General features: G+C 60.9%; 21 protein-coding genes and 1 pseudogene. 14 read left to right on the forward strand and 8 right to left on the reverse strand.

Features of this window, described 5'->3' with window-relative positions:
- Positions 1-81: 81 nt before the first annotated feature.
- Together GM668_RS01045 and GM668_RS01050 are read left to right on the forward strand one after the other, a co-directional pair.
- Entirely contained in the window at positions 82-1,122 is a 1,041-nt protein-coding gene (locus GM668_RS01045; protein WP_155437077.1) for a sensor histidine kinase, read from the forward strand.
- Entirely contained in the window at positions 1,101-1,865 is a 765-nt protein-coding gene (locus GM668_RS01050) for a LytR/AlgR family response regulator transcription factor (RefSeq protein ID WP_155437078.1), read from the forward strand. Before GM668_RS01045 ends, GM668_RS01050 begins: the two co-directional genes overlap by 22 nt.
- 1,202 nt (positions 1,866-3,067) lie before the next feature.
- Here the strand turns inward: GM668_RS01050 and GM668_RS31705 are convergent.
- From GM668_RS31705 to GM668_RS01065, 3 genes and pseudogenes are all read right to left on the reverse strand, one after another.
- Positions 3,068-3,547 (reverse strand): annotated as a pseudogene (locus tag GM668_RS31705) (alpha-amylase family glycosyl hydrolase); the annotation flags it as partial.
- Between the two features lie 15 nt (positions 3,548-3,562).
- Positions 3,563-5,194, reverse strand: coding sequence for an alpha-D-glucose phosphate-specific phosphoglucomutase (locus GM668_RS01060; RefSeq protein WP_155437080.1), 1,632 nt, complete (start codon positions 5,192-5,194; stop codon positions 3,563-3,565).
- 131 nt (positions 5,195-5,325) lie between these two features.
- Positions 5,326-6,675 (reverse strand): MFS transporter, encoded by a 1,350-nt coding sequence (locus GM668_RS01065; RefSeq protein WP_155437081.1) that lies wholly within the window; start codon positions 6,673-6,675, stop codon positions 5,326-5,328.
- A 200-nt stretch (positions 6,676-6,875) separates the two neighbouring features.
- Between GM668_RS01065 and GM668_RS01070 the strand changes: the two genes are divergently transcribed.
- The 6 genes from GM668_RS01070 to GM668_RS01095 all read left to right on the forward strand — a co-directional run bounded on the left by GM668_RS01070 (position 6,876) and on the right by GM668_RS01095 (position 12,797).
- A complete protein-coding gene (locus GM668_RS01070) occupies positions 6,876-9,278 on the forward strand; it encodes a glycoside hydrolase family 31 protein (protein WP_155437082.1) in 2,403 nt (800 codons plus the stop codon).
- 12 nt (positions 9,279-9,290) lie between these two features.
- Positions 9,291-10,190, forward strand: a complete 900-nt coding sequence (locus GM668_RS01075) for an alpha/beta hydrolase (protein ID WP_155437083.1) — start codon at positions 9,291-9,293, stop codon at positions 10,188-10,190.
- Positions 10,191-10,328: 138 nt separating this feature from the next.
- Positions 10,329-10,514 (forward strand): hypothetical protein, encoded by a 186-nt coding sequence (locus tag GM668_RS01080; RefSeq protein WP_155437084.1) that lies wholly within the window; start codon positions 10,329-10,331, stop codon positions 10,512-10,514.
- A gap of 113 nt (positions 10,515-10,627) precedes the next feature.
- Positions 10,628-10,897 carry a DUF3649 domain-containing protein gene (locus GM668_RS01085; protein WP_155437085.1) on the forward strand — a complete coding sequence of 90 codons (270 nt, stop codon included), beginning with the start codon at positions 10,628-10,630 and terminating at the stop codon, positions 10,895-10,897.
- A complete protein-coding gene (locus GM668_RS01090) occupies positions 10,894-12,456 on the forward strand; it encodes a PepSY-associated TM helix domain-containing protein (RefSeq protein WP_155437086.1) in 1,563 nt (520 codons plus the stop codon). The genes GM668_RS01085 and GM668_RS01090 overlap by 4 nt, the downstream gene beginning before the upstream one ends.
- Positions 12,453-12,797, forward strand: a complete 345-nt coding sequence (locus GM668_RS01095) for a DUF3325 domain-containing protein (RefSeq protein ID WP_155437087.1) — start codon at positions 12,453-12,455, stop codon at positions 12,795-12,797. Before GM668_RS01090 ends, GM668_RS01095 begins: the two co-directional genes overlap by 4 nt.
- On the opposite strand, the gene GM668_RS01100 is transcribed toward GM668_RS01095, so the two are convergent.
- Positions 12,794-13,582: an AraC family transcriptional regulator gene (locus tag GM668_RS01100; RefSeq protein ID WP_229498794.1), complete on the reverse strand. Its 789-nt coding sequence runs from the start codon at positions 13,580-13,582 to the stop codon at positions 12,794-12,796. The genes GM668_RS01095 and GM668_RS01100 overlap by 4 nt on opposite strands.
- A gap of 84 nt (positions 13,583-13,666) precedes the next feature.
- Here GM668_RS01100 and GM668_RS01105 point away from each other — a divergent pair, with 84 nt between their 5' ends.
- From GM668_RS01105 to GM668_RS01115, 3 genes are all read left to right on the forward strand, one after another.
- The gene (locus GM668_RS01105; protein WP_155437089.1) at positions 13,667-13,942 is read left to right on the forward strand and encodes a hypothetical protein; all 276 of its coding nucleotides are present in this window, start codon (positions 13,667-13,669) and stop codon (positions 13,940-13,942) included.
- 41 nt (positions 13,943-13,983) lie between these two features.
- The gene (locus GM668_RS01110; RefSeq protein WP_170305441.1) at positions 13,984-14,388 is read left to right on the forward strand and encodes a GFA family protein; all 405 of its coding nucleotides are present in this window, start codon (positions 13,984-13,986) and stop codon (positions 14,386-14,388) included.
- 78 nt (positions 14,389-14,466) lie between these two features.
- Positions 14,467-16,308 carry a M2 family metallopeptidase gene (locus GM668_RS01115; RefSeq protein ID WP_371868597.1) on the forward strand — a complete coding sequence of 614 codons (1,842 nt, stop codon included), beginning with the start codon at positions 14,467-14,469 and terminating at the stop codon, positions 16,306-16,308.
- Positions 16,309-16,352: 44 nt separating this feature from the next.
- On the opposite strand, the gene GM668_RS01120 is transcribed toward GM668_RS01115, so the two are convergent.
- Positions 16,353-16,751, reverse strand: a complete 399-nt coding sequence (locus GM668_RS01120) for an ester cyclase (RefSeq protein ID WP_170305442.1) — start codon at positions 16,749-16,751, stop codon at positions 16,353-16,355.
- Between the two features lie 131 nt (positions 16,752-16,882).
- Here GM668_RS01120 and GM668_RS01125 point away from each other — a divergent pair, with 131 nt between their 5' ends.
- Positions 16,883-17,566: a PEP-CTERM sorting domain-containing protein gene (locus tag GM668_RS01125; protein ID WP_211923335.1), complete on the forward strand. Its 684-nt coding sequence runs from the start codon at positions 16,883-16,885 to the stop codon at positions 17,564-17,566.
- A 38-nt stretch (positions 17,567-17,604) separates the two neighbouring features.
- Entirely contained in the window at positions 17,605-17,988 is a 384-nt protein-coding gene (locus GM668_RS01130) for a hypothetical protein (protein ID WP_155437092.1), read from the forward strand.
- 2 nt (positions 17,989-17,990) lie between these two features.
- On the opposite strand, the gene GM668_RS01135 is transcribed toward GM668_RS01130, so the two are convergent.
- Positions 17,991-19,349, reverse strand: coding sequence for an alpha-amylase family glycosyl hydrolase (locus tag GM668_RS01135; RefSeq protein WP_155437093.1), 1,359 nt, complete (start codon positions 19,347-19,349; stop codon positions 17,991-17,993).
- Between the two features lie 168 nt (positions 19,350-19,517).
- Between GM668_RS01135 and GM668_RS01140 the strand changes: the two genes are divergently transcribed.
- Positions 19,518-21,014, forward strand: coding sequence for a tryptophan halogenase family protein (locus tag GM668_RS01140; RefSeq protein ID WP_155437094.1), 1,497 nt, complete (start codon positions 19,518-19,520; stop codon positions 21,012-21,014).
- Positions 21,015-21,118: 104 nt separating this feature from the next.
- Here GM668_RS01140 and GM668_RS01145 read toward each other — a convergent pair whose 3' ends face one another.
- Together GM668_RS01145 and GM668_RS01150 are read right to left on the reverse strand one after the other, a co-directional pair.
- The gene (locus GM668_RS01145; RefSeq protein ID WP_371868599.1) at positions 21,119-22,618 is read right to left on the reverse strand and encodes a tryptophan halogenase family protein; all 1,500 of its coding nucleotides are present in this window, start codon (positions 22,616-22,618) and stop codon (positions 21,119-21,121) included.
- A 73-nt stretch (positions 22,619-22,691) separates the two neighbouring features.
- Positions 22,692-25,508, reverse strand: a complete 2,817-nt coding sequence (locus GM668_RS01150; protein WP_155437096.1) for a TonB-dependent receptor — start codon at positions 25,506-25,508, stop codon at positions 22,692-22,694.
- Positions 25,509-25,650: the final 142 nt, after the last annotated feature.

The following is a 25,650-nucleotide window of genomic DNA, read 5'->3' on the forward strand; positions in this document are numbered from 1 at the left end:
CGGGCGGTGACGGCGAAATCATGCGACCAGCGACGGTTTTCGATGCTTGAACGACGGCCGGCATAGGGTTATTCTTGCCGGATGCTCCGCGCCTCCCTTCCCACCTGGCGGCAAATTGCCGCTGTCGAACTGTACACGGTCGTGTTGACTTGGATACTGGCCACGCTGACGCGCCAGCCATTTCTGGAATGCTTGCGGCACCTTGTTCCCGTCAGCTTGGCCCAGCTCGCAGCTTATACCGCGGCAACCGCATGGCAGCCGCGCTGGATGCCGCTGTCGCTCGCCAGGTTGATCGCGGTTGCGGTCATGGCGCCCTTCGCGGCGCTGGCAATGATCGCGCTGCCCCGTTATGGCCGCGCCGCTGCCTATCTGGCGACAGCCCAGGGCGCGGGCAGTGTCGTGATGCTGACCTTGATCGCGCTGGTATTCGGCTTGCTGTTTACTGCCGTGGCGCTTTACCTGCAACGCAAGGAGCGTGAACGGCAGGCCGAACGCGAACGCCTGGCGCTGGAACGCGATTTACTGGATGCGCGTCTGCGGTTACTGCAGGCGCAAATCGAACCGCATTTCCTGTTCAACACGCTGGCAAATGTGCTGGTCCTGGTGGAATCCGGATCAGCGCAGGCAGCGCCCGTATTGCGGCACTTGATTGCCTACCTGCGCGCCGCCATGCCGCGCTTGACCGATGCGGATGCCACACTGGACACGGAACTGCAGCTGGTGCGCGCCTATCTGGAATTGATGCGCATGCGGATGCCGGACCGGCTGCAATTCGCCGTCACCGTAGATCCAGCGCTGCACCAATTGCGCTTTCCCGCCATGGCGTTGCTGACACTGGTGGAAAACGCAGTGAAGCATGGTATCGACCCATCCATGGCAGGCGGAAAAATTGAAGTCGGCGGCAAGAACGATGGCGGCAACGTGGCCTTGTGGGTCGAGGATAGTGGCGTAGGCATATCGGAATCTGCTGCTCCCGGCACAGGATTGGCCAACGTTAAAGCGCGGCTGCAAGCCTGCTATGGCAACAGCGCGCGGTTGGAAATGCATGAAGCCGAGCCGCAGGGCCTGCGAGTCGAACTGCACTTCACAAAGGAACCAGCATGTCTCCAATCACAGCACTAATCGCAGACGATGAACCGCTGCTGCGTGAACACTTGCGCAGCCAGCTGGCGAACCTGTGGCCCAGCCTCATATTGACGCCGGATGCCCGCAATGGCATGGAAGTGCTGGAACTGTTCGAAACGCACCAGCCGCAGATTGTGTTTCTCGACGTTCGCATGCCCGGCATGGATGGCATCAGCGCGGCGCGCGCGTTGGCCCGCCGTGCCCACATCGTGTTCATCACAGCCTACGAACAATATGCGGTGCAGGCATTCGAGCAAGGGGCCATTGATTACCTGCTCAAGCCGCTCGAACCGAAACGGCTGTCGGACACCATCGCGCGCCTGCAGGAACGCGTGTCCGCCCCGTTCGCGGCCAATGCAGCGCTCGATGCGCTGCTGAAAAAAATGTCAGCCGGCAGCCAGGCGGCGCCGCGCAAATGGCTGCAATGGATCAAGGCGTCCGTTGGCAGCGGCATCCGCCTGATTCCCGTTGAAGAGGTGGCGTTCCTGCGGGCGGAAGACAAGTACACGCTGGTGGCGTGGGGCGGCGGCGAAGCGCTGATCCGCAAAGGCATCAAGGAATTATCAGAAGAACTCGACCCGGACACCTTTGTTCAAATACACCGCTCCGCCATCGTCAACCTGCATTACGTGCAGGAAGTGGTACGCGGCGTGAATGAAACGGCTGACGTCCACTTGCGGGGCCGGCCGGAAGTGCTGCCGGTCAGCCGCAGCTACCTGCACCACTTCCGGCAAATGTAGGCTTACTTCGCTATCAGCGCCACGCCGCCCTTCACCGGCAACGTCACCACGCCGTCTTTCACCACGGCGCTGCCGCCCGAATAGTAATCCTTCACTTTCGTGCCATCGGCAAAAGCACCGCCCACTTTGATGGTGGTTTTCGCACCAGAGGGCACATCCAGCGCCACCACCACCTGGTCGCTGATACCGTTTTTCGAATACGTACGCTTGAACGTGTACGGGCCGTCGGCAATCTTTTCATGCACGCCGGCGCCAACGGCCGGGTGCGCGCTGCGGAACAATCCCAGCTTGCTGTAGTGGGCGCGCACGTCGGCAATCCTGTAGCCTTCGCGGCGTGCATTCAGCGCCAGTTCGTCCCAGTTCATGAACGAGCGCAGCTTCGCATCGCCCTGCGCATCGCTCCAGTTCAACAGACGCGCCGTCTCGTCGCCATAATAAATTTGCGCTGCGCCCGGCGCCAGCAGCAGCTTGTTCGCTGTTTCGAACGGCTTGACGCGCGCCGGGTCGAACGGGCCGCCATCGTCGTGCGACGCCGTATAGTTCAATACCGAGTTGCCCGCCAGCGGCCCTTGCAGCGCCGCATTGTATTTACTGAACAGCGTCTCGTAATCCTGCTTCGCATCCCACACGAGGCCAAAGTTGATCATGCTGTCGAAGCCGAACTTGTAAAAGTCGACCATCTCCCCATCGCCCATATTGAAGCCGTGGCCATCAGAGATGTTGTAGCCATAAACTTCCGCCAGCATGAAGAACTTGCCGTCGCCCAGCACCTTGGCCGGGTTGGCGCGCTTCCAGTCGTCGTGCGCCGCCTCCGCCACCGTGCGCAATTCCTTCCACGCGGCCGGTTCAACGTGCTTGACGGTGTCGGCGCGGAAGCCGTCCACGCCAAATTTGCGCACCCAGTCCGCATGCCACTTCATCAGGTAATAGCGCGGCGCGCGCGGATAGCCGGTGCGGGCAAAGAATGCATCGAGTTCACTGACTTCCTTGTCATAGCGCCCTTCCGCCTTCCACTTCGCCACCAGGAAAGGCGGCAGCGCCACGTTGGCATTGCTGTCCGTGCGAACGTCCGGCAAACCCTTCACCAGCGTGCAGTCGACATTCGTGGCCGTGCTTTTAAACGTGCACGTGGGGTCCATCCGCACCCATTCGGCCGGCCACACGTCAGGTAATGCGGCGCCGGCAGGCTCCGTGTGGTTCATCACGACGTCCAGCAGCACGCGCATGCCGCGCGCGTGGGCTGCTTCCACCATGTCGCGGAAATCCTGTTCCGTGCCCAGGTTGGCGTCAACCGCCGTCCAGTCATGCGTCCAGTAGCCGTGGAAACCGTACGAACGGCCCGTGCCTTCATCGGTGCTGCCGTGCGCCTGTTCCACCGGTGGCGTCAGCCACAGTACGTCGATGCCGAGGCTGTCGAAATAACCGGACTTGATTTTCTCCGTCACGCCTTTTAAATCGCCGCCCATGTAGCCGCGCAGCGGCGCCGCATCCGCCTTGCGGCCATAAGCGAGGTCATTGCTTTTATCGGCGTTTTGAAAGCGGTCCGTCACGATGAAATAGACGGTAGCGTTCTCCCACAGGAATGGCTTGGCTGCTGCTGTCTTGACCGGGGCTGCCGCACTGGCGGGAGCGGCGGCGCCCAGCAGCAGGGCCAGGGACAGGGCGATGGGAGTACGCTTCATAACATCCTTTCGTGATTAAGTGATAACGGAGGGGCTGGAACGCCCGGTTTGCAAGGAAATGGCAGCCACGCTGTCGGCCGCTGCAATCAGCGACGCCAGCGCCTGCTGTACGGGACGGCGCTGCTGCGCCGGATCGGGTTCATACAATTCAAAGTACACACGCAAGGTCGCGCCTTCCGTGCCGGTGCCGGACAGGCGCAGCACAATGCGCGAACCGTCCGCCATGACGATGCGGATACCCTGTTTCGCGGCCGTAGAGCCATCGACAGGATCCGTGTACGAAAAATCGTCCGCCAGCTCCACCGTGTGGCCGTTCAAGTTCTGCCCTTTCAAGGCCGGCAGCTTGACCCTCAAATCATTCATCAACAGGTTCGCAGCCGCCGCATCGATGCCTTCGTAATCGTGGCGCGAATAGTAATGGCGGCCAAAGCGGGCCCAGTGCGCCGTCACGATGTCTTCCACGCTCTTGCCGGTGGCGGCCAGCAAATTCAGCCAGAACAGCACGGCCCACACGCCATCTTTTTCGCGCACGTGGCTTGACCCCGTGCCATAGCTTTCTTCGCCGCACAGCGTCGCCATGTCCGCATCGAGCAAGGTGCCGAAGTACTTCCAGCCGGTCGGCGTTTCATGGCACGGGATACCCAGCGCCTGCGCCACTTTATCGGCTGCGCGCGACGTCGGCATCGAACGGGCGATGCCCTTCAAGCCTGCGCGGTAGCCTGGCGCCACGGTGGCATTGGCGGCCAGCACGGCCAGGCTGTCCGATGGCGTCACGTCGAATTTGCGGCCAACGATCATATTGCGGTCGCCGTCGCCGTCGGAAGCGGCGCCGAAGTCCGGCGCATCGGGCTGCGCCATCAGTGCGATCAGTTGCGCCGCATTGACGGGATTGGGATCCGGGTGATGGCCGCCGAAATCTTCCAGCGGCGTGCCATTGATGACCGTACCCTTTGGCGCGCCCAGCATGCCTTCGAGGATCGCATGCGCATAAGGGCCGGAGACAGCGCTCATGCCATCAAAGCGCATGGTGAAGCCGCCCGCAAACAGCTTGCGGATCGCATCGAAGTCGAACAGGCGCGACATCAGTTCCGCGTAGTCGGCAACCGGATCGAACACCTCAACCCGCATGCCTTCGATCTGCGCGACGCCAATCGTGTCGATGTTGATATCCTGCGCATCGCTGATGCGGTACTGCGTGATACTTTCCGTGCGGCTGTAAATCGCGTCCGTCACGCTTTCCGGCGCAGGGCCGCCCGCCGCAATGTTGTACTTGATGCCGAAGTCGCCGTCCGCGCCGCCGGGGTTATGACTGGCCGACAAAATCAGCCCGCCCGCCGCGCCGCGCTTGCGGATCACGCAGCTGGCGGCCGGCGTCGACAGGATGCCGCCCTGCCCCACCAGCACGGACGCATAGCCGTGCGCCGCCGCCATTTTCAAGATGGTCTGGATAGCCTTGCGGTTGTGGTAGCGGCCATCGCCGCCCAGCACCAGCGTCTTGCCGGTGCAATCGCCTAACGTGTCAAACACGCTTTGCACGAAGTTTTCAAGGTAATACGGCTGGCTGAATACCGCAGTTTTCTTCCGCAGTCCGGAAGTGCCGGGTTTTTGGCCCGCAATAGGTTGGGTTGCAATCGTCTGGATCGCCATGCTCTGCCTCGCGTAAGTGTAGGTTGCCGCCCGGGCTAAGGAGTTTCAAAGCCCGGCGGCGTGCTGCCTTTTTAGCATTTTTGCAGGCAAAGCGGCGTCCCGAAGACTGCCGCGATTGCAGGAAAGAGGAATTACGACGCTTTTTGCAACGCTTCCGGCGCGCTGGCGCGGCGCGCCACCGGTTCACGCACCATCATAGACAGCAGGCCGCCAATGATCATCGAGGCGCCGCCCAGCGCCAGCGTGCTGGCGGCGTGGCCATCGAACATGTTCTTGGTGACAAAGCCCAGCAACAGCCCGGAAGCGATTTGCGGGATCACGATGAAGAAGTTGAATACGCCCATGTAAAAGCCCATGCGGTGCGCAGGCAAGGCTGCTGCCAGGATCGAGTAAGGCATGGTCAGGATCGATGCCCACGCAATGCCCACACCGATCATCGGCACCATCAGCATATTGATGCTGTGGATGGCCATGATGCTCATCAGCGATACGCCGCCAATCACCAGGCACACCATGTGCACGAAGCGGCGGCTGGTGTAGCGGGCGAAGACCGGCAAAACAAAGGCGGCCAGTGCGGATACGCCGCTGTACACGGCAAACATCTTGCCGATCCAGTTGCCCGCTTCCTGGTAAGCCGCCGATTGCGCATCGGTGGTGCCGAACACGTTGTCGGCCACGGCGCCCGTCGTATAGATCCACATGGCGAACAGGGCGATCCACGTAAAGAATTGCACAAACGCCAGCTGCACCATGGTCTTCGGCATACGGAACAGGCCACCGAAGATTTCCGCCATCGCGTGGCCCACGCCCAGCTGGCGCTCGGCGCGGAACTTTGCCACGTCGTCCGGCGGGATTTCCGTCGTCGTGAACGTGGTCCACAGCACGGCAATCGCATACGCCGCACCGCCCACATAGAACGAGTAGCGCACGGTGTCAGGAATCGAGCCATTGACCGGCACATTGGACACGCCGAGGATATCGGCAAAAATGGCCGGCAGCAGCGAGGCAATCACGGCGCCGCAGCCAATGAAGAACGTTTGCATGGCAAAGCCGGTGGTCTGCTGCGATTCATCGAGCTTGTCGCCAACGAATGCGCGGAACGGTTCCATCGACACATTGATCGATGCATCCATCATCCACAGCACGGCAAATGCCGCCCACAGCGCCGTGCAATTGGGCAGCAGGAACAGCGCAATCGACGCCAGGATGGCGCCGATAAAGAAGAACGGACGGCGGCGGCCCCAGGCCGGGTGCCACGTATTGTCACTAAGGTAGCCAATCACCGGCTGCACCAGCAAGCCTGTCACGGGAGCGGCCAGCCAGAACAGCGGCAAGTCTTCCAGGCCCGCACCCAAGGTGGAGAAAATGCGGCTGGTGTTCGTGTTTTGCAGCGCAAAGCCGAACTGAATGCCGAAGAAGCCAAAGCTCATGTTCCAGAGCTGCCAGAACGTCAGCCTGGGCTTGGTGGAAGTCGTTTGCATGCTGCCTGTCCCCGCTTATAAGAATCAATTTGTAGTAAAGTAACACTGTCCATATGGGGTGTCAACGTGAAAATACTGGACAAATTGTGCAGCAAAAGACAGAAATGTAGTCGAACAACATAAAAATGGTGTTTTCCTGTACAGCAGGATTACAATGGCGCAGTTATATTCATAAACGCACACCCAGCCGCTGAATCCATATGACATTCCCTGCCCGCATCGCCCTTCCCCTGCTTTTGATGACAACACCGCTGGCCATGGCCCAGCAAGGCCGCACCTTTGAATCCGCTGCGATCAACAATGGCCGCCTGGAAGTTGCCACGTCCGATGGCGCTTACCTGATCCGCGCGTATTCGCCGCACATCATGGAAACGTCGTTCGTGCCGAAAGGCGAAGCGTTCGACCCGGCTTCGCACGCCGTGGTGCTGGCGCCATCCAAAGACAGTGCGGCGCTGAAGGATGACGGCAGGCAGTTGACGTATGAGACGGGCGGCATCACGGTCACTATTACCAAATCGCCGTTCCGCATCGCCTACGCGTACAAGGGCAAGCCGCTGGTGGCGGAAAAACATGGCTACGTGAAGAAAGATGGGGCCGAAGCCATCGATTTTGAGCTGGATAAGGATGAAGCGCTGTACGGCGCAGGCGCCCGCGCCACTGGCATGAACCGCCGCGGCCATCGCTTTGCCTTGTACAACCGCGCGCATTATGGCTATGACGACCATTCGGAATTGATGAATTTCACCCTGCCGATCGCGATGTCGTCCAAGCTGTATGCGCTGCACTTTGATAATGCCGCCATCGGCCACCTTGATTTCGACAGCAAGAAAGACAATACGCTGGCGTATGAAACGATCAGCGGCCGCAAGACGTACCAGGTCATTGCGGGCGACAACTGGGACGATATCGTTGCCAGCTATACCAGCCTGACGGGCCGCCAGCCGCTGCCGCCACGCTGGGCGTTCGGCAACTTCGCCAGCCGCTTCGGCTATCACAGCGAACAGGAGGCGCGCGACGTCATTGGCAAATTCAAGGCCGACAAGATCCCGGTCGATGCCATCGTGTTTGACTTGTACTGGTTCGGCAAAGACATCAAAGGCACGATGGGCAACCTGGCGTGGGACAAGGATAACTTCCCGACGCCGAAAAAAATGGTGGCCGACTTCGCGGCACAGGGCGTGAAAACCGTACTGATTACGGAGCCATTCGTGCTGACCACGTCGTCGAAATGGCAGGAAGCCGTGGATAAGCAAGTGCTGGCCACCGATGGCAAAGGCGCACCGGCCAAATATGATTTTTACTTCGGCAACACGGGCATCGTCGACTTATATAAAGCCGAAGGGCGCGACTGGTTCTGGAATATTTATAAGAACCTGCGCAATGAATACGGCGTAGCCGGCTGGTGGGGCGACCTGGGCGAACCGGAAGTGCATCCAACGTGGGTGCGCCATGGCGCCAATGGGGCGCTGGGCGCCGATCAGGTCCACAACATCTATGGCCACGACTGGGCGCGCCTGATCCATGAAGGCTACCGCAAGGACTTCCCGAACGAACGCCCATTCATCCTGATGCGCGCCGGCTACTCGGGTTCGCAGCGCTTTGGCCTGATCCCGTGGACGGGTGACGTCAACCGCAGCTGGGGCGGTTTGACGTCGCAGCCGGAAATTGCACTGCAAATGGGCATGCAGGGTATCGGTTACATGCATTCGGACCTGGGCGGTTTTGCCAATGCCTACCTGGACGACGAACTGTACACGCGCTGGCTGCAATATGGCGTGTTCACGCCGATGTTCCGTCCGCACGCCCAGCAGGAAGTGCCGTCCGAAGCCGTGTTCCGCGAGCAGGCAACCAAAGAACTGGCCCGCGCTGCGATCCGCCTGCGTTACAGCCTGCTGCCCTATAACTACACGGCGGCTTTCGACAACAGCCAGACTGGCGCGCCGCTGATGCGCTCGATGCTGTTTGAAGAGCCGGACAATGAAAACGCCCGCGGCTATGCTGCTTCCTACCTGTGGGGCCGCGACTTCGTTGTCGCCCCCATCACGGAACCGGGCGCGCGCCGCAAGGAAGTGTATCTGCCCAAGACCAGCGCTGCGTGGTTTGATTTCAATACAGGCCGCCGCTACAACGGCGGCATTACGGCCGTGGTGCCGTTGGCGCTGGACCATATCCCCGTATTTGTGCGAGGCGGCGCGTTTATCCCGATGGTGCAGCCGGTGCAAAGCACGCGGGATTATTCGACGCGCAAACTGGAACTGCATTACTGGCACGACGCGGCCATCGCCTCCGGCAATGGCAAGCTGTATGACGATGATGGCGCCACGCCGGATGCGTACGCCAAAGGCCAGTATGAAATCGTGCGCTTTACCAGTGCGTTGAAGGGCAAGGAACTGGCGATCAGCGTGGCTTCGGAAACGGGGGCGCATTACCAGCGCACGGACCGTTCCGTGGCGCTGACCGTACACAACGTGGACGCCAAACCTGCGCGCGTGCTGGTCGACGGCCTGCCGGTGAAGTCCACGTGGGATGCGAAGACGCACAATCTCAACATCGGCATCGATATGGGCAAGCGTGACCATGCTGCTGTCGCCATTTCACTGTAACGGGGGCCGCTGATGTTGAAACCATTACTGTTGTCCGCAGCCCTGCTGGCAGCCTTGCCGTCGTTTGCCGCCGAAGTGCCCAAAGTCGAATCCGGCCACATCGAGCGGCTGGAACAATTCCCGTCGCGCTTTATTGATGCGCGCAATGTCGATGTGTGGCTGCCGGCCGGCTATGACGGTAAAAAGCGCTACAAGGTGCTGTACATGCACGATGGCCAGATGCTGTACGACGCGGCCACCACGTGGAACAAGCAAGAGTGGCAAGTCGATGAAGTACTGGGCAAGTTGATCCGCGACGGCAAGGTGCCGGACACCATCGTGGTCGGCGTGTGGAACAGCGATAAATACCGCCATCCCGAATACTTCCCGCAAAAGGCGCTGGACTATGTGCCGCAGGAAGCGCGCAAAAACATTATCGAACGCGCGCTGGGCGGCAAGCCGCGCGCGGACGATTACCTGCGCTTCCTCGTGCAGGAATTGAAGCCGGCCATCGACAAGAAATATGCGACGCTGACCGGCCGCGATGACACGGCCATCATGGGCTCCAGCATGGGCGGATTGATTTCACTGTACGCCATCAGCGAATATCCTGACGTGTTTGGCGCGGCAGGCTGCGTGTCCACGCACTGGCCCGGCGCAGGCGGCCAGAACGCCGTGATGCCGCTGGGCTTCTTCAACTACATGCAAGCCAAACTGCCGGATGCGAAGACGCACCGCATCTACATGGACCACGGCGACCAGACCATCGACGCGCTGTACGGTGTGCACCAGGCGTTCGCCGATATCCTCGTGCGCGAGCATGGGTATGACGACAAGCACTTCCTCAGCAAGGCGTATCCCGGCACGGACCACAGCGAGAAATCGTGGGCGGCGAGGCTGGCCACGCCGCTGGAATTCTTGCTAGCAAAGTAATATTTGCTGTCCCGCCACGGCTGGGTGGCGGGTTTTCGTCACTTTTTCCTACACCACACCAATCGCCATTCCGACATGGCATACTACCGGCTCGCGCTAAGATTTCCATACTGTGATATATCGACGAGGGAGCCGATAATGATTGACTCAAAGAAACCTCAGCCAGCCAGCACCAGCGATGCAAACCGCCGCCACCGCACGTCGGAAAAAGCCGATGAAAAAGCCAACGGTGGCGCTATCGGCGAAACCGACCGCCACCAGCGCTTGCCGCGCGACGAAGACCTCCCCTACAGTACGGGCAAACAGCGCAGACTCGATTACTGAATCGGCCGCTCAGCGAGGTCCTTTAACAACACAACACGGGCAGCACAGTGCTGCCCGTTGCTGTTTTGACCACCCATCGTTAGAATCCGCGGCATTCCAGGTTTTTTGACACCATGCCGCGCTCTCCCCTTGCCATCGCCGTATCACGTGCATGCGCTGCCCTCATCGGTGGCTATGCATTTGCCGCCACCTCCTCCGCACTGCTGGCCACTTGCCTGCCATTGACCCGCGCCGACGCCGTCGTGGCAGCCACGCTGCTGTCATTTGCCCTGTATGCCGCTGCCGCCTTGCGCGCGTTTGCCGCGCCCAGCGCGTGGCGCGCGTGGGGGGAATTATTGCTGCCCGCGGCGGCCATGGCGCTGGCGGTGAAGGGGCTCGCATGACGGGTTCGTTCCGCCAGAAAATGGCGTCGCTGCATACATGGACAGGCTTGCTGGTGTGCTGGCTGTTGCTGCTGATGTTCTCGTCCGGCACGGCCAGCTACTTCCGCGACGAGATCACCTTGTGGATGAAGCCGGAATTGCACGGCGCCGCCATGCAACCGGTATCGAACACGCAGGCAGGTGTAGCGGCCATACAGGTGATGCAGCAGCGTGCGGCCCAGGCCAAACACTGGTTCATCACGCTGCCAACCGGCCGTACACCCTATATTCGCGCCACGTGGAGCGGCCCGGATGGCAAATTGAATACAGCGCTCATCGATCCCGCCACCCGTGCCGAATTGGCGCCGGCCCGCGACACGCACGCCGGCGCATTCCTCAGCCGCCTACATTTCGACCTGTATTACGTGCCACCGCAAACGGGCCGCTGGATTGCAGGCTTGTGCGGCATGGTGCTGCTGGTATCGCTGCTGTCCGGCGTCGTTACCCACCGCCGCATCTTCCGCGATTTCTTCACATTCAGGCCAGGCAAAGGCGCACGCTCGTGGCAGGATGCGCACAATGCAGTGGGCGTGTTTGCACTGCCGTTCCACATGATGGTCACGTACACGGGGCTGGTGACGCTGATGTTCATGTACATGCCGTTCGCAGGCCAGGCCGTGTACAAGGATGACAAAGGCGCGCTGCTGTCGGACATCTATCCCAGCGTCGGCAAACCTGCCACGGCGGCGGGTATCAGCGCGCCGCTGGCGCCGGTCGGCCCCATGCTGGAACAGGCGCAGCGCCACTGGGGCGGACGTCCGGCCGGCACCATCAGCATCGCCCATCCCAATGACGCCAATGCCCGCATCTCTGTGACCCGCGCGGCAGGGGGCGACCTGTCCAATAAACAGCCGGCCATGCAATTCGACGGCGCTGGCGGCGCGCTTTTGGCAGCCAGCGGCGATAGCGCCAGCACGGCGCTGGCGGCACACGGCGTGCTGTATGGTTTGCACATTGCGCGCTTTGCGGAACCGCTGCTGCGCTGGCTGTTCTTTATTTCCGGCCTGGCGGGATGCGCGATGGTGGCGACAGGCGCCCTGCTGTGGGCCGCCAAACGCCAGCGGCACAGCGGCTTCGGCGCGCGGCTCGTCCATGGCTTGAATATCGGCTGCATTGCCGGCTTGCCGATTGCGTATGGCGCTTACTTCTGGGCCAACCGCCTGTTGCCGCTGCAACTGGCGCAGCGGGCCGACCGCGAAGTGGCTGTGTTCTTTGCCGCGTGGGGCGCCGCCCTGCTGCTGGCGCAATGGCGCCAGGGCCGCGCCATGTGGCGCGCACAGCTGGCATGCGGCGCGCTATTGCTGGGCGGGCTGCCGGTGCTCAACGCCATGACGACTGCAACCCATGCGCTGGCCGTGCTGTTCCGCCACAACGCGCCGCTGGCGGTGGCGGCGTTTGATTTCACGGCGTTGGCGCTGGGCATGCTGCTGGCGGTAGCGGCGCTGCGGCTGGGGCGCAAGCGCAAGTACAAGGGTGAGACACTTACTCCGCTCTCGACCATGCAAGAGATTTCAAAATGAACGCACTGGCCCTGTTCGCACTTGCTTACACAGGACTGAGCGCCATGAGCCAGTCGATGGCGCGCCATCACGCGGCGGTGGTGGCATACAGGGTACCGCGCTCTCCGCAATTGCGCATTGCACTGCGCCTTGGCGCCGCGGCATGCCTGCTGGCGGCCCTGGCCATTGCCATGCACCAGGCAGGAAGCGCACAAGGCGTCCTGCTGTGTATCGGCGCGCTGACGGTGACCGCGCCTGCCGTCATGCTGCAACTGGCCTATGCGCCGCGAACACTGCGTATCAGCACGGTGGCGGCATGTGTGGCAGGTTTGCTGTCAACCCTGCCGGCAATACTGCACTAACGCTGCCGCGCCATTGCGTACTGCGACGGCGTCACGCCTGTTTCCCGCCTGAACATGGCAATGAAAGCACTCAGGCTGTCATAGCCCAGTTCCAATGCAATAGCCGTCACCGGCAACTCTTCCGCCAATAGCGCCATCGCACGCAGTACGCACGCCCTGCGGCGCCACGCGGCAAACGCCATCCCGGTTTCTGCGGCAAAGCGGCGCGTCAACGTCCGTGGTGCGATACCAGCCCACGCAGCCAACTCCGGCATCCTGCGCACGTCCCCTGGATGATCCGCCACATGCCGCGCCAGCTTCAGCATGCGCCGCTCATGCGGCAACGGCAAAGTCCACGCCTGCGACGGCGCATTGGATAATTCATCGATGATGACGGCCGCGATATGTTGCTGTGCCGCCGTCCACGCGCCATCAAGCTGCCACGACGCGGCGCGCAGCGCTGCAGCCCGAAGCAACTCCGGCACCTGCATTACGCAAGCTTCGCCCGGCAATCCCGCCCCCGGCACGATATACGCGCTCCAGCCGTGAAATGGTCCGTGCGCCCGCATGCCGTGCCGGCATTTCGGCGGCAGCCACGCTGCACAGCCGGGTGGAACGGACAGCCTTCCCGCTTCCGTTTCCACCACCAGCAATCCGTTCATCGACGCCAGCACCTGCCCGCGCGCATGCCGGTGCATGGCGGTATCCCGGGGCGCCCCCTGCGCCAGCACGGCAATGACCGGCGGCCCATCCAGGCGGTTGGCAGCGTTCACAGGCAGCAATGGCGATTCGGATGTGGCGCACATTCGACACATTATGGCCAAAATACGCAAGCCACGCCACAAGGATGCGCCGATACTGGCGCCATCCCCACTCGCACAGGAGCCATCATGCAAGCCCACGACATCCTCCCTGCCGGCGCCAGCACCGCGCAATTCAATGGTATGGAAGTCCGCAAAGGTACGATCGCCGCCTTCCTCGCCAACGCCCGCTGCTGGCTCAATCCAGACAGCACAACAGCCGAGCGCGCACAAGCCGAAACGGATATGGCGCAAGCCTTGCCTGCGATGGCCGCCATCGGTGTGTTTGACGTGCTACTGCCGCGTGATCCCCATCTGGCGGCATGGCTGGCTGCAAAGCAGCAGCCGTGCGCCTGCACCAAGTGATTTGGCTACACTGGCGCTCTCACCTATCCAAGGAGACCATTGTGCTAAAGACCTACCACGGCAGTTGTCATTGCGGCGCGGTGCGCTTTGAAGCGGATATCGACCTGGCTGCCGGCACCGGCAAGTGCAATTGTTCGATCTGCACCAAGTTGCGCAACTGGAGCACCATCGTCAAGCCGGAAGCCTTCCGGCTGCAGAGCGATGAAAACACGCTGTCCGACTACCAGTTCAACACGAAGAGCGGCCATCACGTGTTTTGCCGCACGTGCGGCGTCCATTCGTTTAGCCGCGGCTATATCGAAGAGATCGGCGGCGCCTATGTGTCGATCCAGGTAGCTTGCCTGGACGATGCGACGCCGGAAGAATTGACCAGCGGGCCCGTCAAGTATATGGACGGACGGCATAACAATTGGTGGAACGCGCCGGAAGAGACGCGCCATTTGTAACACCGGGCCATTTTCAAGACAGAATTCTGCGCACGCCGGTGTATATTACGCGCTTTATAAAACCACTAGGAGACACCGGTGACCAAACCCCTGTACCTGAAAGCTCTCCCCGTCGCCGTGATGGTGGCCGTGGGCGCTTTCCAGATCGCCCATGCCGCTGAAACGGCGAGCGCCACCAAACCGGCTGCCAAAAGCAAGCCGACCGTGGCCGAGGCGGAACGCTTCCTCAATGAGACGGAAGCCAAGATGGAGAAACTTAACCTCGACGGCGGCCGCGCCCAGTGGGTTGCGCAGAACTTCATCACGGAAGACACCGAAGCGCTGGCCACGTACTTCGGCGAAAAGCAGCTGTCGCTGGCGGGTGATGCCGCGCTGGCGGCGCGCCGCTACAATGGCTTGAAACTGAAAGACGATTACGCCCGCAAGCTGAAGTTCCTGCAACTGACGCTGATGCTGCCGGACGCCAAAGAGCGTGAAGCGTATGCCGCCAAGCAGGCCGGCCTGAACGCGGCTTACGGCAAAGGCAAATACTGCCCGCCGGGCGGCGAATGCATGCCGCTGGGCGAACTGGAAAAAGTGCTGGCCACCAGCCGCGACCCGGCCAAGCTGAAAGAAATCTGGACTGGCTGGCACGCGCAATCGCCGGCCTACAAGCAGATGTACGTTGATTACGTGGCGCTGTCCAACAAGGGCGCACGCGAAATGGGCTTTGCCGATACGGGCGCCCTGTGGCGCTCGCAGTATGACATGCCGCCAGAGGCTTTTGCCGCCGAGATGGAACGCATTTGGCAGCAAGTCAAGCCGCTGTACGACTCGCTGCACACCTACACCCGCTATAAACTGCGCGCAGCGTATGGCCCGGACGTGGTGCCGGCCACCGGCCCGATTCCTGCCCACCTGTTCGGCAATATGTGGAGCCAGAGCTGGGAAAACATTTACCCGCTGCTCAAGCCTGCCGCCAACGCCGGCAACTATGACTTGACCAAGGTGTTGGAAGAGCGCAAGACCGACGCCAAGCAAATGACGCAGTACGCGGAAAAATTCTACACGTCGCTGGGCATGCGCAAGCTGCCGGAAACGTTCTGGGAGCGTTCGCTGCTGACCAAGCCGCGCGACCGTGAAGTGGTGTGCCACGCTTCCGCCTGGACGCTGGATGGCAAAGAAGACGTGCGCATCAAGATGTGCATCCGCCCGACCGATGAAGAATTCAAGGTCATCCACCATGAGCTGGGCCACATCTATTACGACCTGGCCTACAACAAGCAGCCATTCCTGTTCCAGGGCGGCGCCAATGACGGCTTCCACGAAGCCATCGGCGACACGGTGGCGCTGTCGATCACGCCGGACTACCTGAAGAAAATCGGCTTGATGGACCAGAACCAGCAGGCAGGCGACGACGTCTCCGAACTGATGCAGCGCGCGCTGGCGAAAGTCGCGTTCCTGCCGTTCGCGTACATGGTCGACAAATGGCGCTGGGATGTCTATGCCGGCAAAGTGCAGCCGGCCGATTACGACAAGACGTGGTGGCAGCTGCGCGAACAGTACATGGGCATGTCGCGTCCAGGTCCGATCACGGCCAATGGCTTTGATGCGGGCGCCAAGTACCACGTGGCGGCCGACGTACCGTACGCGCGCTACTTCCTGGCGCACATGCTGCAGTTCCAGTTCCACCGCGCGCTGTGCAAGGAAGCCGGCTACACGGGACCGCTGCACCGCTGCTCAATCTATGGCAATGAAAAAGCCGGCGCCAAATTCCAGAAGATGCTGGAAATGGGCGCCAGCAAGCCATGGCCGGAAGCGCTGAAAGCCATTTCCGGCGAAGACCGCATCGACGGCCAGGCGCTGGTGGATTATTTCGCGCCGCTGAAGACGTGGCTGGATGAGCAAAACCGCCAGCTGGCGGCTGCCGACAAGAAGTAATAGCGTAAAGCAAGCGGGCCTGTGAAAACAGGCCCGTTTTTTATTTATACGGCCACCGCGCCGATCTGCTGCAGCAATCCCAGCCTGTCCACCTGTTGCCAGGCGCGGGTGATGCGCCCGTCGCGCAACTGGTAAATCACATTGGCTGTCTGCGTCACGGCTTTGCCCGTTGCGGGCGTGCCGGCAAACGGGCCGTTGTGCGTGGCGTCAAAGCGCCAACGCACCGCTACCCTGTCGCCTTCCGCAATCACGTCTTCGATGGTGAAGCGCACGTCGGGAAAACCTTTGCGCAGCGACACGATACTGGCCGCGAATTCTTCCGGTCCCTTTTCGCCACGGCTGCCCTGGAAATCATCGGACACCAGCGCCTTCATTACTTCCACATCACCCGTGTTAAACCCTTCGTCGTACAGCTTGCGGATCACTTGCTTGTTGTCGCTCACGTGTTACTCCTCGGTAAAGTATTCGAAATGTGTCTTTTGTGATGACGAAAAGACACAGATCATTAACTTACCACTCATCTTATCAATTTGCTTGCGATAAAATTTCAACAACATTTAACGGAGATCAGGCCATGCAAATTGCTACCCTCATAAAACCTGCGCTGGCAGCAATGCTGCTGGGTGCAGCGCTGCACGCATCGGCGGCCGCCATTGCCACATTTGACGACCTGCCCAACCCGCCAGCCATCAATACCGGCACCGGTCTCCAGTACACCAACTTCACCAACAGCCTCGACTACGCGGGCGTCACGTGGGATGCGCGCTTTTCCGTGGTGGGCGACGCATACCGCGTGGGCGGCCCATCCGGCCCCACATTCGGCATTGCCCATTCCGGCCATTATTTCGTCACCAACCAGGATGGCAATTCCGGCCTCACCATCACCACCGATAAAGTGCTGACGGGAGCGTGGTTCGGGCGCAACCAGTATTACGGCTACAGCGAAGGCGGCGCGGACCAAGTCACCATTGTGGCGGTGGCTGGCGGCACGGACCTGGCTTCCATCGTCTTCAACTTGCCCGATACGCATCCCGGCTTGCCGGAACCACTTTCCTTCATTGACACCAGCAGCTTTGCATCGCTGTCCGGCATCACAGGCTACCGCATTGACCGGCATGAACTGGGGACGCAAAGCGGCCACTGGGTCGCGGATGATTTTCAGTTTGCGGAAGTGTCGAATGTGCCGGAGCCAGCGACGTGGACCATGCTGGCGGCGGGATTGGGATGGCTGGCGTGGCGCCGGCGCCGCCGCGCTTAGGCTGACTTGGACATGGCTGCGCTGCTACACTCGCGGCCATGAAAACACGACGTTTATTATTTGCCGCGCTGGCCGCAGCGGCGACACTCGCTGCGCTGGCTTTCAGCACCTGGCGCAACCACTCCGGCGATCCAGTAATGGCCAACCGCCAGCGCGCGCAGGAAGTGCTGCGCCAGGTGTGCCCCGTGTCGCGCGACGCGGACCAGGTCCGCACGATCGGCGCCAAACTGGCCGCGCATGAACCGGCGCGCACGTTGATCTGGGCGGGACCGCAACTGCTGTATGCCAGCGACCCCGCCTTTACGGCACCGGCCCCGCTGCTGACCGGCGCCCAGCGCGCCCAGCCAGGGTGGACCGGCTGGGCCGAAGTGGATTTGCCGTGCGGCTTATCCGTGCAGCGCTTCCAGCAAACCGGCCGCTGACCTTAGTGCGCCTTGCCCGCGCTGATCGTCCAGCGCCATGGCGCCAGGGCCGCCGGTTTGCCATCCTTGCCGGTGTACTGCTGCTGCGCGCCGGACAAGTTCACCGCCACGTCCACCACGTTGGCGCCACGCGTACGGGTAAACGCAAACACATTCTCGTTGCCCGCGTCGCGCACCACCATGTCGCCGCCGTACTGGCCATTCCACAGCGCCGGATTGGCGTGCTTCAGCTTTGCCAAGCCCGCATAGAACGGCGTCAGTTCATATTTTTTCCAGTCGATCGGATCTTTTTCAAAGAATTCCAGCCGCTTGTCGATGCCCGATTCCTGGCCGTTGTACACCAGCGGCATGCCGGGCAACGTGAACGTCAGCACGGCCATGGCCTGGTAGGCGGGACCATACAATTCGCGGTCGGTGCCGACCCACGAATTGAAGTCATGGTTATTGGTGAAGCGCATGCGATACGCGTCGGCGGGATAGACGCGCGGCGGCTTGGCGACCCAGTCGCGCAGCAATTGCGCGCCACCTTCGCCTTTTGCGATCTTGCGCATCGTGTCGGCCAAATCCCAGCTGTACGTCGCGTCAAATGCGCGGTCGTGCATTTCCACCCAGTCGCCTTCAGCCAGCATGAAAATCGGCTTGATCTTGTTCAGATCCGCCACGGCCTGCTGCCAATACGCCTGCGGCACGCCGCTGGCAACGTCGCAGCGGAAGCCATCGATATCGGCTTCACGCAGCCAGTACGCCATGGCCTCCGTCATGGCCGGCCACAGCGCCTTGCTGGTGTAATCGAGCCCCACCACGTCTTCCCAGATTTCCTGGGTCGGGCCTTCGCCATACGTCACCGGATAGACGTTACCTTCCGCGTTTTTCTTGTAATACTCGGGATGCTGCTTTACCCACGGGTGATCCCACGCCGTATGATTCGGCACCCAGTCCAGGATGACTTTCATGCCCATGCCGTGGGCCTGCTTCACCAGGCGCTTTAAATCCGCCAGCGTACCGAATTCCGGATTGACACCCGTGTAATCGGATACCGCGTAATAGCTGCCCAGCGTGCCTTTGCGCTTGTCCTTGCCGATCGGGTTCACCGGCATCAGCCACAGGATGTCTGCGCCCAGTTTTTTCAGGCGCGGCAAATCACGGGTCACCGCATTGAACGTGCCTTCCTTGCTGTACTGGCGCACATTGACCTGGTACAGCGTGGCGTTGCGCGACCACGCCACGTGCTCCATGACAGATGGCGCCTCGGCCGCCGGAACAGCGGGAACGCCAGCTGCGCCGGCAGCACCGGGCAAGGCGAAGGTCAGGGCCAGCGTGGCAGCCAGGGTCAATGGGGCAAAACGGGTCAGGGTGCGCATAAGGTCTCCGTGTCAGGTATTAATTATTTTTACATCAAATGTAGCTTAACTACAGCACTGCAATCGTTTGCAACATATTAGCAACAGACTGCCCTTTATCTCAATAGGTTTCTCTATTTATGTGTGCTAGCCTGTCGGAATTCTTTTCTTCGTAGTCGTCCTACATTTATGAATCACGTACAAGACATCGTCATCGTCGGCGGCGGCACAGCCGGCTGGATGACCGCCGCCGCCCTGTCCGAACTGGTTGCAACGAACCACCGCATCCGCCTGGTGGAATCCGATGAAATTTCCACCATCGGCGTCGGCGAAGCGACGATCCCACTGATCCGCGGCTACAACGATTTGATCGGCGTGGATGAAAACGAATTCATGCGTGAAACGCAGGCCACGTTCAAGCTGGGGATTGAATTCCGCAACTGGGGCAAGGTGGGCGACAACTACATCCACGGTTTCGGCACCATTGGCCGCGACCAGCTGCTGGCCAAGTTTTACCAGTACTGGCTGAAGATGTACCAGGCTGGCGAAGCCGATGAACTGGAACACTATTCCATCAACACGGTGATGCCGCGCCATAACAAGTTCATGCGCGCCACCAGTGAACATGGCGATTCGCCGTTTGCCGACATTGCGCATGCCTTCCACTTCGACGCCGGCCTGTACGCGGCGTACCTGCGCCGCCGCGCCGAACAGCGCGGCGTGATCCGCACCGAAGGCAAGATCGTCAGCGTCGGCCAGCGCGCCGGCGATGGCTTCATTGAATCGCTGACGATGGAAAATGGCGAGCGCATTACCGGCGACTTCTTTATCGACTGTTCCGGCATGGCGGCGCTGTTGATCGGCAAGACGCTGGAAACGCCGTATGAAGACTGGAGCCACTGGCTGCCGTGCGACAGCGCGATTGCCGTACCATGCACGTCAAGCGGCCCACTGCAGCCTGTGACCCGCTCCACCGCGCACACGGCAGGCTGGCAGTGGCGCATCCCGCTGCAGCACCGCATCGGCAATGGCCATGTGTATTGCAGCAAATTCATGGACAAGCAGGAAGCGGAAACGATCCTGATGAACAACCTCGATGGCGAACCGCTGGCGGCGCCGCGCCACATTAAATTCCAGACCGGTAAGCGCACCGTGGGCTGGAACAAGAACTGCGTCGCTGTCGGCCTGTCGAGCGGCTTCATGGAACCGCTGGAATCGACCAGCATCCACATGATTCAGAGCGCCATCACGCGCATGCTGATGCTGTTCCCGAACGGTGGCTTCGACCAGGCCGACATTGATTGCTACAACCAGCAATACAACCGCGAATATGAAAGCATCCGCGACTTCCTGATCCTGCACTACAAGGCCAACCAGCGTACGGAGCCGTTCTGGACGCATTGCCGCGACATGGACATCCCGGCCAGCCTGCAGCGCAAGCTGGACCTGTTCCAGAGCAATGGCCGTATCTTCCGCGACAATGAAGAATTGTTCGTTGAAACCAGCTGGATGCAAGTCATGCACGGCCAGGGCTTGCGGGCGCGCGGCTACAACCCGCTGGTGGACCAGCGCAGCAAGGCGGACATTGCCGACATGCTGGCCAACTTCAAGCAAGTGATCCGCCACTGCGTGGACCACATGCCGCCCCATGAAGAATACATCGCGGCCCACTGCAAGGCCAGATAATCATAGAGATGTAGGCCGGATTAGCGCAGCGTAATCCGGCAGCGGCACGGCGGAGCATACATGGCGGATTACGCGCTGCGCGCTAATCCGCCCTACAGCCCGCCCTACGCAGCGCAATAGCGCTGGATAAAGGCTGCGTGGTCCGGCATCTGCTCAACGCAGCGCGCCACCACGTCGGCCACGTTTTCCATGTATTCCATCCCCTGCGCTTCCGTGATCAACTCCGCCAGCGGATGGCAGCGTTCCGGCCACGCATTCTGGCCATACAGCACTTGCGCCCAGCCCGCTTCCGTGAACAGTTCATTGTCGCGCCGCACGATGTCGCCGCGCGCCATGAACAAGTCGAGCTTGGCCTGCAACGTGTCCGGCACCGGCATGGCGGCGCACTGGCGCCAGAAGTCGGAATCGTCGCGCTGGTTCAGCTTGTAGTGCAGGATGACGAAATCGCGCACGCTTTCGTAATCAAAGCGGTTCTGGCGGTTGAATTCATCGATTTGCGCCTGGTCGAAGCCACTGTCCGGGAAGAAGCGGATCAGGCGCGCAATGGCGGCCTGGATCAAGTGGATGCTGGTCGATTCCAGCGGCTCCAAAAAGCCGCTGGCCAGGCCCATCGCCACCACGTTCTTGTTCCAGCTTTTCTTGCGCATGCCGGTGCGGAAGCGGATCATGCGCGGGTCATCGAGCGCCATGCCATCGAGGTTTTTCATCAGCACCGTGCTGGCTTCTTCATCACTGACGGCTGCGCTGCAATACACGTGGCCATTGCCGGTGCGGTGCTGCAGCGGAATGCGCCATTGCCAGCCCGCGCGGTGCGCCGTGGCGCGCGTGTACGGCGTCAGCGGCGCCACCGATGCGCACGGCACAGCCAGTGCGCGGTCGCACGGCAGCCAGTGGTTCCAGTCTTCATAGCCGGTCTGCAGCGCGCCTTCGATCAGCAAGCCGCGAAAGCCCGAACAATCGATGAATAAATCGCCTTCCACCCGCTCGCCGGATTCCAGCACGACAGCTTCCACGAAGCCATCAGTGGCGCGCTGCGCCACCTGCGTAATCTTGCCTTCGATGCGCTGCACGCCGCGCTGTTCGCACAGGCTGCGCAAATGGCGCGCATACAGGCTGGCGTCGAAGTGATACGCATGGGCGATCGATGACAGCGGCGAGTTCGGCGCATCGTGGCGGGCCGGCATGAATTTGTTACGGCGCGCCATTTCACGCGTGATCGTGTAGGCGCCCAATTCGCGCGCCTTGCCCAGCTCGCGCATGCGGCGCCAGTACTGGTCGAAGCGCAAGGTCCACATATCCTGGCCGATCGCGCCAAACGCGTGCATGTAGCGGTCACCCACCCTGCCCCAGTTGACGAATTCAATACCCAGCTTATACGTGCCTTGCGTAGCCTTCATGAATGCGGCTTCATCGATGCCGGCCAGCTGGTTAAAGCGGGCAATCATCGGGATCGTTGCCTCGCCCACGCCGACAATGCCGATTTCATCGGATTCAACCACGCGGATACGGTATTGCCCGCGCAATGCCATCGACAGCGCGGTGGCGTTCATCCATCCGGCCGTGCCGCCGCCGACGATGACGATCTCTTTGATAGGTGCATGCATCTTCATTACCCCGAAATAAAAACAGCCCCGGCATTGCCTGCCGGGGCTGATTGTAACGCTACGCTATACGTGCTTAGAACTTGTAAGTTGCGCCGAACTGGTAGGTACGGCCATACGTGGTCTTGAACACGAACGCGTTGCGGTCAACACCGTTGAATTCGCGGTATGGCGTGTTGTTCCAGTTGTTCGCGTTGGCGAACACGGACAGGCCCTTCATCACGCCGCTTTGGAATTCATACGACACTTGCATGTCGATGATGGTGTCGCCACGTACGAAGGTCAGCTGCGAATTATCCTGGTAGTCGCTGATCTGGCCCAGGAAGTCGGAACGCTTGCGCGCTGCCCATGCAATTTGGAAGCCGTGGTTTTCATAGTACGCACGCAGGTTGGTCACTTGCTTCGACAAGCCTGGCAGCGGAATCTTAATCGGCGTCACGTCCTTGGTCGCGAAGCCGCTCGCTGGCAGGGTCACGCCGCTCGACGTATTCGAGTAGTTCACCATCACGCCGAAGCCATCCAGGTACGAAGTCAGCAGCGAGAACGGCACGTTCACTGCGAATTCCACACCCTTGATGTTGCCGCCGTCACCGTTTTCAGGCGTGGTCAGCAGACCCACCGTCGAATTCTTGTACGGACCATCCTGTGGCAGCGGGGTATTCGGGCCGACCTGATCCTTGAAATCGAATGCACGTGGCACACGCAGGATGTAGGTGTCGAGTTTCTTGTAGAACAGCGCGCCGCTGAAGTAACCCTTCTTGCCGAAGTACTTCTCATACGACAGGTCCAGCTGCTTGGCGCGGAACGGTTCCAGCTTGGCGTTACCACCGGAGCCGGTCAGGATTTGCACGGCGCCGTTCTTGCTCACGCCAAAGGCCGAGCTGGCGCGCATATCGTCCAGGTTGGCACGGGCCAGCACTTTGGCGGCCGCCAGACGCACGACCTGGTCGTTGCCCAGGTCAAACGTGACGTTGGCGCTTGGCAGGAAGTCGTTGTACGACGTGCCATCGGAAATCTTCGAGAATGGGCAAGTGGCGGCGGTGATGCCGGTGCAGGTTGCCAAGTCCACTTTGTTACCCGTGGTGTGCTGGCTGGTGTGCACGAATTGCGTGCCAAAGTTGCCGCGGTATGGAATCGAACCCAGTTCGCCATCGAGGTCGCCCATGGCGAACAGCGTGCTGACTTTCTCGGAAACAGACCAGTCCTTGGCCAGCACGCCGGAGTCGATCCACTGCACCATGTCATAGATCGAGCCCAGGGTACCGATCGGGTTGAACTTCACGATAGGAATGCCGGTGGTGCCTGCGGTACCCACTTCGGTGCCTGGCACGGTGGCAGTCGCGTAGCCATTGCCGCCTTTCACGACCAGGCGGCCTTCTTCGCCGGCGCGCACTTTGTCGCGCTTGGTGTAGTTGGCGCCGAACTGCACGGCAGCCACTGGACCCCAGCCTTCCACGTTGCGCTTGGACGACCAGCGCAGGCTGTCGACTTTATCGTCAACTTTCGGCATGGCCACGTAGCCGGCCTGCGGCGAGTTCGGACCACCGCCCCAGCCATCGGTGTCGGTCAGGAAGATCTTGCTGCGGTCGGAATAATCCAGGTTGGACGTCAAGTGCATCGACGACAGGTCGGTGCCGTTGAAGCCGGTCCAGGAAATGTTCGATACCTGGGCTTCTGGCGTATTGCCGGCCTGGCCCGCGGTGGTTTCATAGCGCACCGCGTCCTTGTGCGCTTTCGAGTGCGACAGGTCGGCGATGTGGGTCCATTCGCCGGTTTTCCACTGCGTGTTCCAGCCGATTGCGTTCAGCTTGTCATCGTACGCTTCCATGTGGTTACGCACGTCGCCCTTGAAGCCAGTGAAGGTACCGGAGGTCGCCACGCCATTGGCGATGGTCGGATTGATCAGCTTGCCCACAGGGTCATAGCCGCCCCACGAACCGGAAATCGAGCCTTCCAGGCCGGTTTTCTTCAGACTGTGCGAACCCGACGAATGGAAGATGTCGACCATGGTCTTGAAGTCGCGGCTCGGACGGTACTGGAACGTTGCCATCACGCCGGTACGGTCGGAAGCGGTGGTTTCCGTGTCGGCCTTGAAGCCGCTCGGCACGACAACGTTCAGGCCGTTGGGATTGGCCGCAGTTTTTGGATCATAGATATTGGTGCCGCCGCCTTCAAACTTGGCCTGGCCGCCGCCGACGTCTTTTTGCTTGGTCACGCCCAGCGCCACACCGATAGTGCGGTTGGCGAACTGGTCAACGTAGGAGAACGAATAGCGGTGGCCGTCGCCTTCCGGATTGCCGGAATTAACGCCAGTGCGCTCGGTACGGGCCGAAGCGGCCAGCACGCGCGAACCGAAGTCCAGCGGCTGGCGGGTGGTCAGGTTGATGGTCGATGCCAGGCCCTGGCCTACCAGGGTCGCGTCTGGCGACTTGTAGACCATGGCGGAGCTGATCAGTTCAGCTGGGAACAGGTCGAATTCAGGGGCGCGGGCATTGCCGGTCGATGCCTGTTCGCGGCCGTTCAGCAGCGAGCCGTTAAAGCTTGGGGACAGGCCGCGCACGGAAATGTCGGCAGGCTTGCCGCTGTCGCGCGAACGCTGCGCGGTGACGCCAGGCAGGCGGGACAGCGATTCCGCCACGCTCAAGTCAGGCAGTTTGCCAATGTCTTCAGCGGAAACCGCTTCAACGATGGACGTGGAATTCTTTTTGATCGAGATAGCAGCTTCGATACCGGAACGGATGCCCGACACGACAACGGATTGCACCGGTGCGTCAGCAGCCTGTTGCGCGCCAGCGGTACCGGTCAGCGCGGACAGAAACACGGCGCAACCTGCAGCAACCGGCTTCAGTTGAAAAGCAGCGCTCTTCGTGCGCTTGCCAGCAAAGATATTCATCAAATCTCCCCCACTCATCATAAAAAATTCCCGCCCTGACTTGCCGCCGAAGAGTTAGTTCGACTACACGGGATCCTGGATGTAAACGCTTTATTACACGTCTTGGGAGAAATTTTGTACTAAAACTAGATTGAGTGTCAAT

The sequence above is a fragment of the Pseudoduganella ginsengisoli genome, assembly GCF_009720865.1.
Classification (GTDB): Bacteria; Pseudomonadota; Gammaproteobacteria; order Burkholderiales; family Burkholderiaceae_D; genus Rugamonas; species Rugamonas ginsengisoli.